Origin of the sequence: Streptomyces sp. NBC_01264, assembly GCF_026340675.1 — a bacterium.
Taxonomy (GTDB): Bacteria; Actinomycetota; Actinomycetes; order Streptomycetales; family Streptomycetaceae; genus Streptomyces.
The window spans coordinates 3543110-3559836 of the sequence record NZ_JAPEOX010000001.1; the positions used below are offsets into that span (position 1 = coordinate 3543110).

Here is a 16727-nt window from a genome sequence, read left to right on the forward strand (position 1 = left end):
GGAGGGCGCTATGACGGGGACGGGATTCGAAAAGGCACCGGCGCGGGACCGCAAGAGGTTCCCCGGTATTTCCTCACGGGCGTACGAGCATCCGGCGGACCGGTCCGCGCTCGTGGCCCTGCGCAAGCTGACCGGCTTCGACACGGTCTTCAAGGCACTGAGCGGGCTGCTGCCCGAGCGCAGTCTGCGACTGCTCTTCCTCTCGGACTCCGTCCGGGTGGGCGAGACGCAGTTCCGGCATCTGCACACGATGCTCCTGGACGCCTGCTACATCCTGGACCTGGAGAAGGTCCCGCAGATGTACGTGCAGCAGGACCCCAGGCCCAACGCCATGTGCATCGGTCTGGACGAGCCGATCATCGTGGTGACGACGGCCCTGGTCGAGCTGCTCGACGAGGAGGAGATGCGGGCGGTGGTGGGCCACGAGGTGGGCCACGCCCTGTCGGGGCACTCCGTGTACCGCACGATCCTGCTGTTCCTGACGACCCTGGCGCTCAAGGTCGCGTGGATCCCGCTGGGCAATGTGGCGATCATGGCGCTCGTGACGGCGCTGCGCGAGTGGTTCCGCAAGTCGGAGCTGTCCGCGGACCGGGCGGGCCTGCTGGTGGGACAGGACGTGCACGCCTCGATGCGCGGGCTGATGAAGCTGGCGGGCGGCAACCACCTGCACGAGATGAATGTGGACTCCTTCCTCGCCCAGGCCGACGAGTACGAGAAGAGCGGCGATCTGCGCGACTCCGTACTGAAGATCCTCAATGTGCTGCCCCGCACGCACCCCTTCACGACGGTGCGCGCGGCCGAGCTGAAGAAGTGGTCCCAGAACCGGGACTACCAGCGGATCATGGACGGCCACTACCCGCGCCGCGAGGAGGACAAGGACGCCTCGGTGGCGGATTCCTTCCGCCAGTCCGCCTCGCACTACGCCGACTCGGTGCGCACCAGCAAGGACCCGCTGATGAAGCTGGTCGGCGACATCGCCGGCGGTACGGCGGACCTCGGCGGCAAGCTGCGGGACAAGTTCACGGGCGCCACCGGCGGCGCCTCGAGCTCGAGCGGCAGCGGCAGCGCCGAGGACCGGGACACCGGCAAGGGCGGAGCTACGGAGCAGGGCTGACGCCCTCCTTCGGGGTGCTCTCCGGGGTGGCCCGCGGGTCGGCCGTCGGCGCGAGCACCCCGCACAGCCCGGACGTGCGGCGCGGACTGCCACTGGCGTACGGGTCGGTCGCGGCCGGGCCGGTGGTGGTCGGCCCGGCGCCGGCCGTCAGCGGGCGGAAGCCTCCGGCCGGGTCGGCGGAGCAGGCCTGCGGGCCCGCCATCACGTAGGCCGAGACGAGCTCCGCCCGCCGGGCCGTGAGGTCGTCGCGGTCGAAGCGCAGCCGCAGCTCGCGGCGGACGGTGAAGAGCGAGGCCCCGTCCGCCACGACCGGCTGCCCGGTGGCGGGGCGCACGGCGTAGACGAAGGTGTGGTCCGAGGTCACCTCCAGGGCGTTCGGGGCGGTCTCCGCCGCCGCGAGGACCCCGCTGACCCGGACCCGGGTGTCGGCCACCACGGCGGTCGCCGGATCGAAGCGGACCAGCCAGCCCGTGACGGCGTGCCGCCCGTCGCCGGACGGCGCGAGCATGCTCTGGTCGAACTGCGTGAGCTGGTCGGGGTCGAGCAGGACGCGCACCGGCCGGGAGGCCTCGCCGGACAGCACGTCGGGGTCCAGCGAGGACTGCACCAGGTAGTCCTTGGCGATGGTCAGCGCGGTTTGGACCTGCTCCTCGCTGAAGTGGCGGGTACGGCGCACGCCGGGGAAGGTGATCCCGGCAGCCCCGATGCGGTACTGCGCCGCCGGGCTGTGCGCGTACAGGTCGGCGGGCCGGCCGCCCGGCACGGGCTCGGAGGGTGCGAGCGGGACGACGGTGCCGCTCATCGCCTCGGCCGGGTTCCCGGCGGGCGGCACGTAGGGATTGCGCAGCCCCATGTAGACCGCGCCGGCGAGCGCCAGGGTGATGCACAGCACGATGATCCGGCCCTGCCGGGCCGCCCTGCCGCCGGAGCCGCTTCGGGAGCCCGGATGGCCCGCGCCGCTCGACCAGATCGAGCGGCTCCGTACGGCGCGGGCGTGCTCGCCCATGCGCTCCTGTGCGGAGAACTCCTGGAGCCGGGCAGCCCGGACGAAGTCCTCGTCGAACACCACGGACCGGTACTCGTCGGACCGGAACTCGTCGTCGGCCCCGCCGGCACCCTCGGGGGTGCCGTTCGGCGGATCTCCTGGCATGGCCATCGCTTCTCCCCGCTGTCCCCGCTCCAGAGAAGCCCCCGCTCCGGCGATGGGGAGCGGGGTCGTACCTTCAGGGTTGGCGGCTGACGCGGTCCATAAACGCTCCGGCGCCGGCGACTTCGCTCATGGGGGTGATGGCGGGGGCCGGAGCCGGTTCCGCGTCGCTCGCCGCGCTGCGGTACACGGCGCTGAAGGCGAGCGCGATCATGCCGAGCCCCATCACGAAGGCGAGCACCCAGGCGACCGGGCGCAGCCACGGAGAGCGGCCGCGATAGGGGCGCAGACTGCCGCCGTAGGCCCCGTACGGACCTTCCGCGGCACCGGCTCCGTGGCCGTGGTCCCAGCCGGAGTCCTCGTAGTGGTGGCCGTCGGCGCCGCCGTAGGCGTACGCGTCGTAGTCCTCGTCGCCCGTCCAGCCGCCGGCGAAGGCCGCGCGGGCGGCCTCGGCCGCCTCGGCGCGTGCCCGGTCGCCGGCCCGCTGGCGCTCTGCGGCGCTCGGTTCACGGATCTCGGCGTTCCGGACGAAGTCCTCGTCGAACACCACGGAGGCGAAGTCCTTGTCCGCGCCTCCGCGGTCCTCGTCGGGCTCCCCGTCGTCCGGGAACGGTTTGCCCCCCACGTCGTCCGGCACGAGACCAGCGTAGACCTGAGGGACACCTTTGGGCAGGGTGTAGGCCGAAATCCGGCCACACCGTGTTCAGGCGGTGACTACCTCACGTGACCGTCGCCGGTGACGATGTACTTGGTCGAGGTGAGCTCGGGAAGCCCCATCGGGCCCCGGGCGTGCAGCTTCTGCGTCGAGATGCCGATCTCGGCGCCGAAGCCGAACTGACCACCGTCCGTGAACCGGGTGGACGCATTCACGGCGACCGTGGTCGAGTCGACCAGCTGGGTGAAGAGGCGCGCGGCGGCCTGCGAGGTGGTGACGATGGCCTCGGTGTGGCCGGAGGTCCAGCGGCGGATGTGGGCGACGGCCTCGTCGAGGGAGTCGACGACACCGGCGGCGATGTCGTAGGAGAGGTACTCGGCGGCCCAGTCCTCGTCGTTGGCGGCCAGGGCGGTCACCTTGGAGTCCTTCGCGTACGCGAGCACCCGCTCGTCGCCGTGGACGGTCACGCCGGCGTCGGCGAGCGCGTCCAGGGCGAGGGGCAGGAAGGCGTCGGCGATGTCCCGGTGGACGAGCAGGGTCTCCGCGGAGTTGCAGACGGAGGGGCGCTGGGCCTTGGAGTTGACGAGGATGTCCACGGCCATGGCCAGGTCGGCCTGGGCGTCCACGTAGACGTGGCAGTTGCCGGTACCGGTCTCGATGACCGGGACGATGGATTCCTCGACGACGGTCTTGATGAGCGAGGCGCCGCCGCGCGGGATGAGGACGTCGACGAGGCCGCGGGCGCGCATCAGCTCGCGGACGGAGTCGCGGGACTCCCCGGGGACCAGCTGGATCGCGTCGGCGGGCAGGCCGGCGGACACGACGGCGTCGCGCAGGATGCCGACGAGGGCGGTGTTGGAGGCGTAGGCCGAGGAGGAACCGCGCAGGAGGACGGCGTTGCCGGACTTCAGGCAGAGGGCGGCGGCGTCGACGGTGACGTTGGGGCGGGCCTCGTAGATGATGCCGACGACCCCGAGCGGGACGCGGATCTGGCGGAGGTCGATGCCGTTGGGGAGCGTGGAGCCGCGGACGACCTCGCCGACGGGGTCGGGCAGGGCCGCGACGTCACGGACGTCGGAGGCGATGGCCGCGATGCGGTCGGGGGTGAGGGTGAGACGGTCGATGACGGTCTCGCTGGTCCCGGCGGCGGCCGCCTTCGCCGTGTCGACGGCGTTGGCCTCGACGATCTCGGCCGTACGGGCCTCCAGCGCGTCCGCGATGGCCAGCAGGGCCTTGTCCTTGGCGGACCGCGGCAGTGGGGCGATGGCCGCGGCGGCGGTCCGGGCGGCTTGCGCGGTGGCGATCACGGGTGAGGTCGTGGCATCGAGCGAGGTCATGCCGCCAGGGTAATCCCCGCGGGGCCCGGCCCCGATGGGGGTTCCACCCCCCGAGATGGCTCCCTCTTTGCCGCGCCGCTCGCGCGGGGCGGCCCCTTGGGGGCCTTACCGGCTTCGCCCCGCCGTCCCGGCGTGGGCCCGGTGGGACGGCGGTGGCGCCGGCCCCGCCCGGCCACCGCCGGACGGAGTCCGGCGCAGCGGGGCGAAGCCCGCGCAGCGGTGCGAGCTCCGCGTCTAGTAGGGGTGCACGCCCACGGGGTGGGCCGGGGGTGGGCCGTAGCCCTCGGCCACGCGTTGGTGGTAGGTGGCTCGGTCGATGACCTCCAGGCCTACGATCTCCCACGGCGGGAGTTTCGCCGAGGAGCGGTGTTCGCCCCAGAGCCGCAGCGCCACGGCCGCCGCGTCGTGGAGGTCGCGGGCTTCCTCCCAGTAGCGGATCTCCGCGTGGTCGTCGGCGTAGCGGCTGGTCAGCAGGAAGGGGTGGTCATGGGCGAGCTGCTCCAGCCCGCGGCGTACGTCGCACAGCGGCGCGGGCTTCCCGGAGACGCTCAGGGTGATGTGCCACAGACGGGAGGCGTCCCGGTCCTCCCCGCTCCCGCCGACGTCACCGTCCCCGGTGCCGACGCTGGTCAGCGCTCGTCTCACCAGCCGCCTCCTTGTCTGCGCTACGCGTGTCCGCCCCTCACAGTTGACCAGTCCTCGGCGCACCGCGCGGCGGTTTTACGCAAACCTCAGCCCTGCAGCAGAACCAGATCGTCGCGGTGGACGACCTCCCGCTCGTACTCGGGTCCGAGTTCCCGGGCGAGCTCGCGCGTGGAGCGGCCGAGGAGCTGCGGGAGCTCCTTGGCGTCGAAGTTGACGAGGCCGCGCGCCACGGCCCGGCCGTCGGCCGCGCGCAGTTCCACGGGGTCCCCGGCGACGAAGTCGCCCTCGACCGCGGCGATCCCGGCGGGCAGCAGCGAGCTGCCGCGCTCGGTCACCGCGCGGACGGCGCCGTCGTCCAGGACGAGGTGTCCCTGCGGGGTCGAGGCGTGCTGGAGCCAGAGCAGCCGGTCCGTCGAGCGGCGTCCGGTGGAGTGGAAGAGGGTGCCGGTCGCGCGCCCGGCCAGGGCGTCCGCGGCCTGGCTGGCCGAGGTCAGGACGACCGGGATGCCGGCCGCCGCGGCGATGCGCGCCGCCTCGACCTTGGTGGCCATGCCGCCGGTGCCGACGCCCGCCTTGCCCGCGCTGCCGATGGTGACGTGGGCGATGTCCTCGGGGCCGCGCACCTCGTCGATGCGGGTGGTGCCGGGCTGGGACGGGTCCCCGTCGTAGAGGCCGTCCACGTCCGAGAGAAGGACGAGGAGGTCGGCGCGGACCAGGTGGGCCACGAGCGCGGCGAGGCGGTCGTTGTCGCCGAAGCGGATCTCGTCGGTGGCGACGGTGTCGTTCTCGTTGACGACGGGCAGCGCCCCCATGGCCAGGAGCTGGTCCAGGGTCCGGTAGGCGTTGCGGTAGTGCGCGCGCCGGCTCGTGTCGTCGGTGGTCAGGAGCACCTGGCCGACGCGTACGCCGTACCGGGCGAAGGAGGCCGTGTAGCGGGCGACGAGCAGGCCCTGGCCGACGCTCGCGGCGGCCTGCTGGCGGGCCAGGTCGGTGGGGCGGCGGCGCAGGCCGAGCGGGGAGAGTCCGGCGGCGATGGCTCCGCTGGAGACCAGCACGATCTCCTTCTCGCCGCCGCTGCGCGCCTTGGCCAGTACGTCGACCAGCGCGTCCACCCGGTCCGCGTCGAGACCGCCTTGCGCCGTGGTCAGGGAGGAGGAGCCGACTTTGACGACGATCCTGCGCGCGTCGAGCACGTCCTGCCTAGCCGCTGACACTGCTGTCCCCTTGCCCCTTGCCGAACATGACCCTGCCCGCCCAATCTACGGGGTAGCCGGGCGGGGCCGCTTTCGGGTTCAGACCGTGGACGTCGTACGGGTCGGCTCGGCTTCCCGGCCGGTGTCGCCCGTCCCCGGGATGAGGATCTTGCGGGAGAGGACGTAGGTGAACGGGATGGCCACGACGGCCGCGACCAGGGGTGCGATCTGGGTGTTCATGTCCGCCCAGGTGACCAGGGCGTAGAGACCCGCGGACTGGATCACGTAGTTCGTGATGTTGGTCAGCGGGAAGAGCAGGAACTTCTTCCACGTCGGCCGGGTGCGGTAGGTGAAGTAGGTGTTCATGAAGAACGAGCCGATCATCGCCAGCACGAAGGCGATGGAGTAGGCGGCGAAGTACGGCATCCACGGGTGCAGGAGCAGGTAGATGGCGTAGAAGGTCCCGGTGTTGACGCCGCCCACCAGGCCGAACCGGATGATCTGTGCGAGCTGGGCCTTCCGGTCGGCGGCCGGCGGCCCGTCCGGCTGCCCGGCCGGCTGCCCGTTCGTCGTCCCTGCCATCAGTTGCTTCGCTCCGCGATCACGGCCTGGGCCTCGGGTACCAGCGCGTCACGGGCGTCACGGGCGTCACGGGCGTCACGGGCGTCCGTGGAGCCGCCCGTCCGGTCGGCGCCGTGCGCCTCCTTCACCAGGAAGTGAGGCCTGCGCTTGGTCTCGTAGTAGATGCGGCCGATGTACTCGCCGATCAGGCCCAGCATGATCATCTGAACGCCGCCCAGGCCCGCGATGAGCGCGACGATCGTCACGTAACCCGGGGACTCCACCCCGTTGGTCATCGCCATGACGGCGATGAACAGGGCGTAGAGCACCGTCAGGGCCACCAGCGACACGCCGGACCAGATGCCGATGCGCAGCGGCCGGTTGTTGAAGGAGATGAGCCCGTCCATGCCGTAGTTCAGCAGGGCGCCGAACTTCCACTTCGTCTCGCCGGCCTCGCGCTGCGCGTTGCGGTAGTCGAAGTGGACCGTGTCGAAACCGATCCAGGAGAAGAGGCCCTTGGAGAAGCGGTTGTACTCGGGCAGCGACAGCAGCGCGTCCACGGCCGGGCGGGACAGCAGCCGGAAGTCGCCGACGCCGTCGGTGAGCTCCACGTCGACCCAGCGGTTGATGCCCCGGTAGTAGAGGCGGCTCAGCGCCGTGCGGACCTTCTTGTCGCCTTCGCGGGTGCGGCGGGCGATGATCTGGTCGTGGCCCAGCCGGTAGTAGTCGAGCATGGTGGCGATGAGTTCCGGCGGGTGCTGGAGGTCCGCGTCCATGATCACCACGGCGTCGCCGGTCGCCTCGCGCAGGCCGGCGAGCATGCCCGCTTCCTTGCCGAAGTTGCGGCTGAAGGAGACGTAGCGGGTCTGGTCGCTGTACTGGGCCGCGATCTTGCGGAGTTTGCCCAGGGTTCCGTCGCGGCTACCGTCGTCGACGTAGCAAACCTCGTACTCGACGGGAAGCGCGTCAAGGACCTTGCGAATCTCCGTGTCGAAGCTGTCGATGACAGCTTCCTCGTTGTAGCAAGGGACTACTACAGACAGCTTCATGCACACTTCCTGCGGTCCGAACGGGTGATTTACGGCGACCGGACCTGCCACTCACCTCTTCGTTAGAAGTATGCACGGCGGTGGCCGCCCTGCCGGGCACGAGTGCGGCACAGGGTAGCTTTGACGGGATAAACGCAATGAAACAGAGGGATCGAGGTGCACGTGCCTGACGTCTCCGTGGTCGTCATCGTCTACAACGACGCAGAGCGTCTCCCGGCAGCCGTCCAGTCGGTTTTGGACCAGACCCTGCAGGGGGTCGAGGTCGTGATCGTGGACGACTGCAGCAAGGACGGGTCCTACGCGGTCGCCCAGAAGCTCGAAACCGCGCATCCGGGGAGGGTGCGCGCCTTCCGGCTGCCGGAGAACAGCGGGGGCTGCGGCGCCCCGCGCAATCACGGCATCCAGCAGGCCACCGGCACGTACGTCATGTTCCTGGACAGCGACGACGTGCTGGAACGCAACGCCTGCCGCAACATGCTGGACGCCGCCGAGAAGACGGGTTCCGACCTGGTCTCCGGCATGTGCGTCCGGGTCCACCTCGACAGCCGTTCGGGCAAGACCACCGAGTGGTACCCGTGGATCTACGCGCGCACCCGCACGCTGGAGTCGATCACCGAGTACCCCGACCTGCTGGTCTACGACACCCTCTCCACGAACAAGTGCTACCGGCGCGCGTTCCTGCTGGAGCAGGGCCTGGAGTTCCCGGTCGGCATCCACTACGAGGACCTGCTCTTCTCCGCGCAGGCCTACGTCGCCGCCCGCCGCATCACGCTCATCCCGAACCACGTCTACTACTGGAACGTGCTCGAGAGCGCCTCGGCGAAGTCGATCAGCAACCGGCGCCACGAGATCGAGAACTTCGTCCACCGGATGGAGATCCACCGCCGCGTGGACGAACTGCTGGCGTCCAAGGGCCACGCGGAGATCAAGTCCGCGAAGGACGCCAAGTTCCTCAAGCACGACCTGGTGCTCCACCTGCGTGACCTGCCGCTGCTCGACGACGCCTACCGCCAGGAGTTCGCCCGGCTGGCCAACGGCTACCTGGCCGGCATCGACCCGGCCGCGTACGACAACGTCAGCAACCTCCAGGCCATCTGCGCCTACCTGCTCGGCAAGGAGGACTGGGACAACCTCCTGCCCGCCGCCGACGCCATGACCAACCGCGGCCGGCTCACGTCCCCGCTCGCCGAGCGCGACGGACGCGTCTACTGGTGCGACCAGCACATCGACGGTCCCGACGCAGACGAGGCCCGCCGGATACTGGACGTCACCGGGCAGTCCTACGCCGGTGCGCCGCTCGCCTCCCTCGCGCTGGGCAACCGCCTCACCGCGTACGAGGACGACGGCCGCGGCTCGGTCACCATGTCGGGTGCCATCGTGAACCCGCTGGGCCGGATCCGCCCCGACGCCGCACTGAAGGCGACCCTGGAGTTCCGTGCCCGCCGGCAGATCGGTGTCCGCTCCTTCAGCTTCCCGGTGGCCACCGTGTGCCACGCCGGGGACACGATCGAGTGGAAGACCACGGCCGACGTCCGCGGCACCGTCCGCCCGCTCGGCATCATCGACGCGGTCTGGGACGTACGCCTGAAGTTGACGGTCGACAAGGACCGGCTCACCACCCGCGTCTCCGTCGGCGAGGTCGATCTGGAGAAGGCGGCCCGGCTGCGCGTGCGCCCGAGGCTCACCCGGCTGGTCTCCGACCGCTTCGCGCCGGAGATGACCAAGAAGGGCAACCTCTCCTACGTCCTGACCGCCGAGGGCGCCGCCGCCGTGCGCACCCAGGCGCTGATCGACGGCGCGATGCACGGCAAGGCCGCCGGCGTGGTCAAGCGGAGCCTGCGCAAGGCCCTGCGGGCCCGCCGCAACATGGGCTCGGGCGAGCAGAAGGTGAAGGTCTACCACGAGGTCCTCTCGAAGCTGCCCATCAAGAAGGGCACGATCGTCTTCGAGAGCCACATGGGCAAGCAGTACAGCGACAGCCCGAAGGCGATCTACGAGGAACTGGTGCGCTCCGGCGCGCAGTTCGAGGCGATCTGGTCGCACTCGGGCGGCAAGTCCACCGGGTTCCCCAAGGACGCCACCCTGGTGCGGCGCTGGAGCTGGGCCTACCTGCGGGCGCTGGCGCAGGCCGAGTACTGGGTCGACAACCAGGGCTTCCCGCTGGCACTGGCCAAGCGCCCGGGGACCACGTACATCCAGACCTGGCACGGTTCGGCCCTCAAGCGGATGGGCTTCCACGAGCCCCGCACCAAGGCTCAGGACCAGGGGGGCCAGGCGCGCTTCCAGGAGGCCGTCGACCGCTTCGACCACTTCCTGATCCGCTCCGAGCACGACGCCCGCACCCTCGCCAAGGGCTTCCGGCTGCGTGACGAGGTGCTGCTGCGCACGGGCTACCCGCGCAACGACGCCCTGGTCGCGGCCCACCGCTCCGAGGCGCAGAGCGGCGAGCGGGTCCGCGGCCCCCTGGCCGGCGAGTTCGGGATCGACCCGGAGAAGAAGGTGCTGCTGTACGCACCGACCTTCCGGGCGAGCGCGGACGGCACGGTGGAGGGCTTCGAGTTCCCCTTCGACGTGGAGGAGTTCGCCGACCGGCTCGGTGACCGCTTCACGCTGCTGGTGCGCACCCATTACCTCAACAGCGTGACGCTGCCGCCGTCGGTCGAGGGCCGGGTCATCGACGTGTCCAAGCACCACGACATCACTCCGCTGCTGGCGCTCGCCGACGGACTGATCACGGACTACTCGTCCGTGATGTTCGACTACGCGGTCCTGGACCGGCCGATGCTGTTCTTCGCGTACGACTACGAGAAGTACGCGAACGACATCCGCGGCACGTACTTCGACCTCAAGGAGAAGGCCCCGGGCCCGGTCGTCGCCACCGCGGACGAGCTGCTCCAGGCCCTCTCCGCCTTCGACGAGGCGGACGCCAAGTACGCCGAGGCGCGCCAGCGGTTCCTCGCCGAGTTCGGCGAGTACGACCGCGGGGACGCGGCCCGGCAGATCGTCGAGAAGTTCTTCACCAGGAGCGGCAAGTGAGCCAGCAGACTTCCACCGCCCCCAGCACCCGGGAGAACGCGGCCGAGGCAGTCGGCGGTCGTGACATCTTCCTCGTCTCCAACAGCGTGGACGAACTCGGCGGCGTGACCACCTGGTCGCACCAGATGGCCCGGCTGTTCACCGACCGCGGGCACCGGGTCCACATCATCGGCATCGCTCCCGTCGACGAGGAGATCCGCCAGCAGCTCCCGGCGGACCTCCCCTACGCGGTGACCACGCTGTACGACGCACGGCCGCCGGCGGCCCGCAGCCTGCACGGCATCAAGGGCCGGCTCAACGCGCCCGAGCGGCGCCGCCAGGCGGCCCGCCGGGCGAAGATGCAGGCCAAGGCGGACCAGCTGGGCGAGCTGCTGCGCGCGGCCCGCCCCGGCGCCGTGGTGATCGTCACCCAGATCTGGGCGATGGAGTGGGTGGCCCTCGCCGACACCAAGGGGTGCTCGGTGATCGGCATGAGCCACGAGTCCTTCGAGGCGAGCAACAAGTCCTCCAGGGGCCAGCGGGTCCGCCGGTACTACCGGGGGGTCGACCGCATGCTCGTCCTGACCCCCGAGGACTCGGACCTCTGGATCCGCTCCGGCATGGAGAACGTCTCCAGCATGCCGAACCCGCTGCCGTTCATGCCCGCCTCCCCCGCTCCGCGCACCGAGAAGGTCGTGGCGAGCGTCGGGCGTCTCGCCTTCGAGAAGGGCATGGACCTGCTGCTCGACGCGTGGGCCGACGCCGCCCCGCAGCACCCCGACTGGGTCCTGCGGATCTACGGGGCCGGGCTGGAGGAGGCGACCCTGCGGGCGTACGCCACCGGGCTCGGCCTGGACGACTCCGTGGAGTGGATGGGCAGCACCAGCGATGTGCTGGGCGCGCTGAACGGGGCCTCCGTCTTCGCCCAGGCCTCGCGCGCCGAGGGCTTCCCGATCACGCTGCTGGAGGCGATGGCCGCGGGTGTGCCGGTGGCCGCCTTCGACTGCGCGCCGGGTGTCCGGGAGATCGTGACGCACGGCGAGGACGGGCTACTGGCCAGGCTCGGCAACACCATTGAGCTGGCCGGACAGCTGGAACGGCTGATGGCCGACCGCGAACTGCGCGACCGGCTCGGCGACGCCGCCTTCCACAACGTGCAGCGGTACTCCAGCGTCGAGATCACCGACCGGTGGGAGGAGCTGTTCTCCTTCCTGGAGCGCTGACCCCGCCGGACCGGGCCCCTCGGGGCCCTGCGCACGTACGACGCCGCCCGCCCCGGAATCGACCGGGGCGGGCGGCGTCTCGTACGTGCTGCGGGCGTCAGGCCTTGCGGTGGGCCTCCCAGCCCTCCCAGGCCGAGGTGATCATCTCGCGGACGTCGTGGCGGGCCTTCCAGCCCAGCTTCGCGGAGATCCGGTCGGCGGAGGCGACGACCTTCGCCGGGTCGCCGGGGCGGCGCGGGGAGACCACGGGCGCGTAGGCGGGATCGGTGTGCCCGGTGGCCTCGTTCACCAGATCGACCATCTCGCGGACGGAAACGCCCTCGCCGCGGCCGATGTTGACGGTGAGGTCCTTGTACTCGCCCTGCGCGCTCCATTCGACGAGCTTGCGGGCGGCCACCACGTGGGCCTCCGCGAGGTCGGCGACGTGGATGTAGTCGCGGATGCAGGTGCCGTCCGCAGTCGCGTAGTCGTCGCCGAAGATCCGGGCGCCCTCGCCCTTGCCGAAGCGCTCGAAGATCATCGGGACCAGGTTGAAGACCCCGGTGTCGGCGAGCTGGGGGGTCGCCGCGCCCGCCACGTTGAAGTAGCGCAGGCACGCGGTGGAGACGCCGTGGGCCTTGCCCGCGGCGCGGACCAGCCACTCGCCCGCCAGCTTCGTCTCGCCGTACGGGCTCAGCGGCAGGCACGGGGTGTCCTCGGTGACGAGGTCCACGTCGGGCGTCCCGTACACGGAGGCGGAGGAGGAGAAGAGGAAGTTGCGCACGCCCGCGGCGGCCACGGCCTGGAGCAGGACGGTGAGGCCGCCCACGTTCTCCTCGTAGTAGTGCAGCGGCTTCTCGACGGACTCGCCGACCTGCTTCTTGCCCGCGAGGTGCACCACGCCGGTGATCCGGTGCCGGGCGAAGGTCTCGTCGAGGACCTGCCGGTCGAGCACGGAACCGACCACCAGCGGGACACCCTCCGGGACGCGGTCGGCGTTGCCGGTGGAGAGGTCGTCCAGAACCACGACCTCCTCCCCCGCAAGCAGCATCGCGCGGACGACGTGCGCCCCGATGTAACCGGCACCACCAGTGATCAGAAACGTCATGCGTGTCTCCCTAGCTCTCTTGCTAGCTCGCTCGGTTGCAGCTCTCTGGGCTGCAGCTCTTTGGTCTGCTTCTAGCCGCGGACTATCCTCGCCCGGTTGAACCGGTGGCGGGCCAGGCTCATGACGCCCGCGGCACCGGGCGCGAGCCGCAGCGCCAGGGATCCCCCCGTGGTGCGGTACGGCTGCGCCAACAGCACACCGTACCGGCTGCTGGGCAGCACCCGGCGGTGGAGCAGGCGGCGCAGGGGGCGCGGGGAGGTGAGCACCGAGCTCCCGTCGGCGCACTCCACGTTCAGCTTCACGTCCCACGCCTGCAGGCCCCGCCGGCCCTCGCCGCGCCCGAGGCTCGCCAGCGTGGTGAGCCGGAAGGGCAGCTCCGCGGTCCACCCCTCGCCGTCCGCGGCGGGGACGAGGTCCACCGGCTCGGCGACCAGCAGCTCGCCCAGGTCGCCCCGGGGCTGGAAGCGCAGCTGGACGGTGCGCGGGCCGGCCGCGGCCAGGCGCCCGTACAGGTCGTGCACCCGGATCCGGAGCCCGGCGAAACCGCTCGGCTCGGCGTCGATGGTGACGGGCAGCTCCGCCGTCTGCAGCTTGTCGAGCCCGTCCAGCTCGACCGGCAGCGTCTCGCTCCAGACCGGCGCCCCGGAGGGCCCGGTCGCGTACGGGGGCAGCAGGCGGGGCGGGTCGGCGGCGAAGCGCGTCAGGCGCCGCAGGTCCGCGTCGGCCGGCGGCGCCTCGGTGGCGCGCAGCACTCGTACGATCCAGCGCGCGTGCGCCCCGGCGGCCTCGATGTCGGCCTCGGAGAACCCGGCGACGTAGTCACGGGTCAGCGTCCACCAGGCGGCCTGGTAGCCGGGGTCCTGGCCGAGCTCGCGCAGGTACATGCGCAGGTCGTACTCCAGGAACTTGACCTGACAGGCCCGGCCCAGCCCGGGCGAGGAAGCGGCCATGAGCCGGGAGGCCACCCGGTGGGCCTCCACGCGCGCACTCCAGTTGCCGACGTCCTTGCGGTCCAGGGAGATGGAGACCTGGGCTGCGTTGCGGCGCACGTGCCACACGTAGACGAGGTCGCCGATCACCGCGATGCGGGGGCGGGCCGCCAGCACGCGGGCGGTGAACACGAAGTCCTCGTAGATGAACCGGCCGTCCGGGAAACGGATCCCGTTCATGTCCAGGAAGGCGCGCTCGTACAGCTTGTTGACGCAGAGCGTGTCGCGGACCAGCTCCGGCCGGTCCGCCGGGCGCTCGATGACCTCGCCCGGCGTGTACAGGCCGGGCACCCAGGGCACGTCGCGGCTCTCGGGCAGTTCGCGGCGGACGCAGGAGCCGACGGTGACCGGCGACCGGTGCTCTCCGGCCGCGCGCACCAGGGCGTCGATCGCCCGGGGGGGCAGGACGTCGTCGCTGTCCAGGAACATGACGTACGGGGCGGTCGCGGCCGCGATGCCGTCGTTGCGGGGGGTGCCGCAGCCCCCGCTGTTCTCCGTGCGGTGCACGACCTTCACGCGGGGGTGGCGGGCCGCCAGCTCGTCCAGCACCTGGGCGGTGCCGTCGCTCGACGCGTCGTTGACCGCGATGACCTCGGCGACGACCGGACCCTGGGCGAGAGCCGAGGAGACGGCCTGATCGACGAGCTCGGCATCGTTGTACGCGATCACGACGACGGCAACTGTGGGGGAATGGGTGCTCGTCACTCGTGGATCCTAGGCCACCTGGGTAAACGTCACCTTAAGACGGGCCACTCGAACGGGGGATAAACGGAATCCTGTGACGAGCCTGTGACGGCGGCCGGGGTCCCGGCCGCCGCCTCGGTCACGGCCCGGTCAGAAGGGACGGAACTCGTCGTACTCCTTCTGTGCGGAATCCCGCTCGGCTTCCTTTTCCTTGCGGCGCGTGGTCGCCGGACGCGGCGCCTCCAGACGGTGGTCCTCACCGCGGCGCCCCAGCATCTCGGCGCCGGCCATCATCGTCGGCTCCCAGTCGAAGACGACCGCGTTGTCGTCGGAGCCGATCGCGACGCCGTCACCCGCACGGGCACCGGCCTTCTTCAGCGCCGCCTCGACGCCGAGGCGGTTGAGGCGGTCGGCGAGGTAGCCGACGGCCTCGTCGATGTTGAAGTCGGTCTGGCGGACCCAGCGCTCCGGCTTCTCGCCGCGCACGCGGTACACGTCCTCGGCCTCGTCGTAGGTGATGGTGAAGCCCGAGTCGTCCACGGCCTTCGGACGGATGACGATGCGGGTCGCCTCCTCCTTCGGCTTGCGGGCGCGGAACTTCGCGATGACCTCGGCGAGGAAGTAGGACAGCTCCTTCAGACCCGTGCGGTCCACCGCGGAGACCTCGAAGACCTTGTAGCCGCGGGCCTCCAGGTCCGGGCGGACCATGTCGGCGAGGTCCTTGCCGTCGGGGATGTCGACCTTGTTGAGGACGACGAGGCGCGGGCGCTTCTCCAGGCCGCCGCCGTAGAGCTTGAGCTCCTCCTCGATGGCGTCGAGGTCGGCGAGCGGGTCGCGGTCGGACTCCAGGGTGGCGGTGTCCAGGACGTGCACCAGGATCGAGCAGCGCTCGACGTGCCGCAGGAACTCCAGGCCGAGGCCCTTGCCCTGGCTGGCGCCCGGGATGAGGCCCGGGACGTCGGCGATCGTGTAGACCGTCGAGCCGGCGGTGACGACACCCAGGTTCGGGACCAGGGTGGTGAAGGGGTAGTCGGCGATCTTCGGCTTGGCCGCGGAGAGCACCGAGATCAGCGAGGACTTGCCGGCGCTCGGGAAGCCGACCAGCGCCACGTCGGCGACGGTCTTGAGCTCCAGGATCACGTCGCCGCCGGTACCGGGCACGCCGAGGAGGGCGAAGCCGGGCGCCTTGCGGCGGGCGGAGGAGAGCGCGGCGTTGCCGAGGCCGCCACGGCCGCCTTCGGCCGCCACGTAGGTGGTGCCCTGGCCGACTAGGTCGGCGAGGACGTTGCCCTCCTTGTCGAGGACGACGGTGCCGTCCGGCACGGGCAGGATGATGTCCTGGCCGTCCTTGCCGGAGCGGTTGTCGCCCGCGCCGGGCTGGCCGTTGGTGGCCTTGCGGTGGGGGCTGTGGTGGTACTCCAGCAGGGTGGTGACCGCCTGCTCCACCACCAGGATGACGTCGCCGCCACGGCCGCCGTTGCCGCCGTCGGGGCCGCCGAGCGGCTTGAACTTCTCCCGGTGAACGGAGGCGCAGCCGTGGCCCCCGTTACCCGCGGCGACGTGCAGCTCGACGCGGTCCACGAAGGTGGTCATGGTTGTTCCTCCAGATACAGCGGGAATATCCCGGAAAGCCCGGGGGGTAGGCCTTGCTACCCATTAAACGTGTCTATGTGACAACGCGCCGAGGGCGGACCTCTCTTCCCGGCTGACGCCGGGAAGAGTTGAGATCCGCCCTCGGGATGCTTCGACTACCGATTCAGCAAAAGCTGAAATCAGGCAGCCGGAACGATGTTGACGACCTTGCGGCCACGGTGCGTGCCGAACTCGACCGAACCGGCCAGCAGCGCGAACAGCGTGTCGTCGCCACCACGACCGACACCCGAACCCGGGTGGAAGTGGGTGCCGCGCTGGCGGACGAGGATCTCACCAGCGGAAACGACCTGACCGCCGAAGCGCTTCACGCCGAGCCGCTGAGCGTTGGAATCGCGCCCGTTCCGGGTGGACGATGCGCCCTTCTTGTGTGCCATG

Annotated in this window: 14 protein-coding genes; 3 read left to right on the forward strand and 11 right to left on the reverse strand. The window is 71.0% G+C overall.

The annotated features are described in order from the left end of the window. The first annotated feature begins 10 nt into the window (after window positions 1-10). Entirely contained in the window at window positions 11-1114 is a 1104-nt protein-coding gene (locus OG435_RS16425; RefSeq protein ID WP_266877592.1) for a M48 family metallopeptidase, read from the forward strand. Here the strand turns inward: OG435_RS16425 and OG435_RS16430 are convergent. The 7 genes from OG435_RS16430 to OG435_RS16460 form a co-directional block, all read right to left on the reverse strand. Continuing rightward, window positions 1098-2270 carry a hypothetical protein gene (locus OG435_RS16430; protein ID WP_266877593.1) on the reverse strand — a complete coding sequence of 391 codons (1173 nt, stop codon included), beginning with the start codon at window positions 2268-2270 and terminating at the stop codon, window positions 1098-1100. The genes OG435_RS16425 and OG435_RS16430 overlap by 17 nt on opposite strands. 67 nt (window positions 2271-2337) lie before the next feature. Next, window positions 2338-2898 carry a hypothetical protein gene (locus OG435_RS16435; RefSeq protein ID WP_266877594.1) on the reverse strand — a complete coding sequence of 187 codons (561 nt, stop codon included), beginning with the start codon at window positions 2896-2898 and terminating at the stop codon, window positions 2338-2340. Between the two features lie 77 nt (window positions 2899-2975). Then, window positions 2976-4253 carry a glutamate-5-semialdehyde dehydrogenase gene (locus OG435_RS16440; protein ID WP_266877595.1) on the reverse strand — a complete coding sequence of 426 codons (1278 nt, stop codon included), beginning with the start codon at window positions 4251-4253 and terminating at the stop codon, window positions 2976-2978. A gap of 234 nt (window positions 4254-4487) precedes the next feature. After that, a complete protein-coding gene (locus OG435_RS16445; RefSeq protein ID WP_266881789.1) occupies window positions 4488-4886 on the reverse strand; it encodes a hypothetical protein in 399 nt (132 codons plus the stop codon). A 98-nt stretch (window positions 4887-4984) separates the two neighbouring features. Continuing rightward, a complete protein-coding gene (proB, locus tag OG435_RS16450; protein ID WP_266877596.1) occupies window positions 4985-6112 on the reverse strand; it encodes a glutamate 5-kinase in 1128 nt (375 codons plus the stop codon). Between the two features lie 78 nt (window positions 6113-6190). Further along, window positions 6191-6673, reverse strand: coding sequence for a GtrA family protein (locus tag OG435_RS16455; RefSeq protein ID WP_266877597.1), 483 nt, complete (start codon window positions 6671-6673; stop codon window positions 6191-6193). Further along, complete coding sequence (locus OG435_RS16460; RefSeq protein ID WP_266877598.1) at window positions 6673-7701, reverse strand: glycosyltransferase family 2 protein; 1029 nt, start codon at window positions 7699-7701, stop codon at window positions 6673-6675. The genes OG435_RS16455 and OG435_RS16460 overlap by 1 nt, the downstream gene beginning before the upstream one ends. 156 nt (window positions 7702-7857) lie before the next feature. On the opposite strand from OG435_RS16460, the gene OG435_RS16465 reads away from it, so the two are divergent. Then, the gene (locus OG435_RS16465; RefSeq protein WP_266877599.1) at window positions 7858-10737 is read left to right on the forward strand and encodes a bifunctional glycosyltransferase/CDP-glycerol:glycerophosphate glycerophosphotransferase; all 2880 of its coding nucleotides are present in this window, start codon (window positions 7858-7860) and stop codon (window positions 10735-10737) included. Beyond that, window positions 10734-11939 carry a glycosyltransferase gene (locus tag OG435_RS16470; protein ID WP_266877600.1) on the forward strand — a complete coding sequence of 402 codons (1206 nt, stop codon included), beginning with the start codon at window positions 10734-10736 and terminating at the stop codon, window positions 11937-11939. Before OG435_RS16465 ends, OG435_RS16470 begins: the two co-directional genes overlap by 4 nt. 97 nt (window positions 11940-12036) lie before the next feature. Here the strand turns inward: OG435_RS16470 and galE are convergent, their stop codons facing one another. From galE to rpmA, 4 genes are all read right to left on the reverse strand, one after another. Further along, window positions 12037-13026: a UDP-glucose 4-epimerase GalE gene (gene galE / locus OG435_RS16475; RefSeq protein WP_266877601.1), complete on the reverse strand. Its 990-nt coding sequence runs from the start codon at window positions 13024-13026 to the stop codon at window positions 12037-12039. A gap of 71 nt (window positions 13027-13097) precedes the next feature. Beyond that, on the reverse strand, window positions 13098-14720 hold the full coding sequence (locus tag OG435_RS16480; protein ID WP_266877602.1) for a glycosyltransferase family 2 protein: 1623 nt from the start codon (window positions 14718-14720) through the stop codon (window positions 13098-13100). A 129-nt stretch (window positions 14721-14849) separates the two neighbouring features. Then, a complete protein-coding gene (gene obgE / locus OG435_RS16485) occupies window positions 14850-16292 on the reverse strand; it encodes a GTPase ObgE (protein WP_266877603.1) in 1443 nt (480 codons plus the stop codon). Between the two features lie 179 nt (window positions 16293-16471). After that, the gene (gene rpmA / locus OG435_RS16490) at window positions 16472-16726 is read right to left on the reverse strand and encodes a 50S ribosomal protein L27 (protein ID WP_030384676.1); all 255 of its coding nucleotides are present in this window, start codon (window positions 16724-16726) and stop codon (window positions 16472-16474) included. Window position 16727 lies beyond the last annotated feature (1 nt).

What these genes read in the sequence shown, in the direction of transcription:
- OG435_RS16425 (WP_266877592.1), top strand. Translation starts at nt 11, where the DNA reads ATGACGGGGACGGGATTCGAAAAGGCACCGGCGCGGGACCGCAAGAGG.
- OG435_RS16430 (WP_266877593.1), bottom strand. Translation starts at nt 2,270, where the DNA reads ATGGCCATGCCAGGAGATCCGCCGAACGGCACCCCCGAGGGTGCCGGC.
- OG435_RS16440 (WP_266877595.1), bottom strand. Translation starts at nt 4,253, where the DNA reads ATGACCTCGCTCGATGCCACGACCTCACCCGTGATCGCCACCGCGCAA.
- OG435_RS16455 (WP_266877597.1), bottom strand. Translation starts at nt 6,673, where the DNA reads ATGGCAGGGACGACGAACGGGCAGCCGGCCGGGCAGCCGGACGGGCCG.
- OG435_RS16460 (WP_266877598.1), bottom strand. Translation starts at nt 7,701, where the DNA reads ATGAAGCTGTCTGTAGTAGTCCCTTGCTACAACGAGGAAGCTGTCATC.
- galE (WP_266877601.1), bottom strand. Translation starts at nt 13,026, where the DNA reads ATGACGTTTCTGATCACTGGTGGTGCCGGTTACATCGGGGCGCACGTC.
- obgE (WP_266877603.1), bottom strand. Translation starts at nt 16,292, where the DNA reads ATGACCACCTTCGTGGACCGCGTCGAGCTGCACGTCGCCGCGGGTAAC.
- rpmA (WP_030384676.1), bottom strand. Translation starts at nt 16,726, where the DNA reads ATGGCACACAAGAAGGGCGCATCGTCCACCCGGAACGGGCGCGATTCC.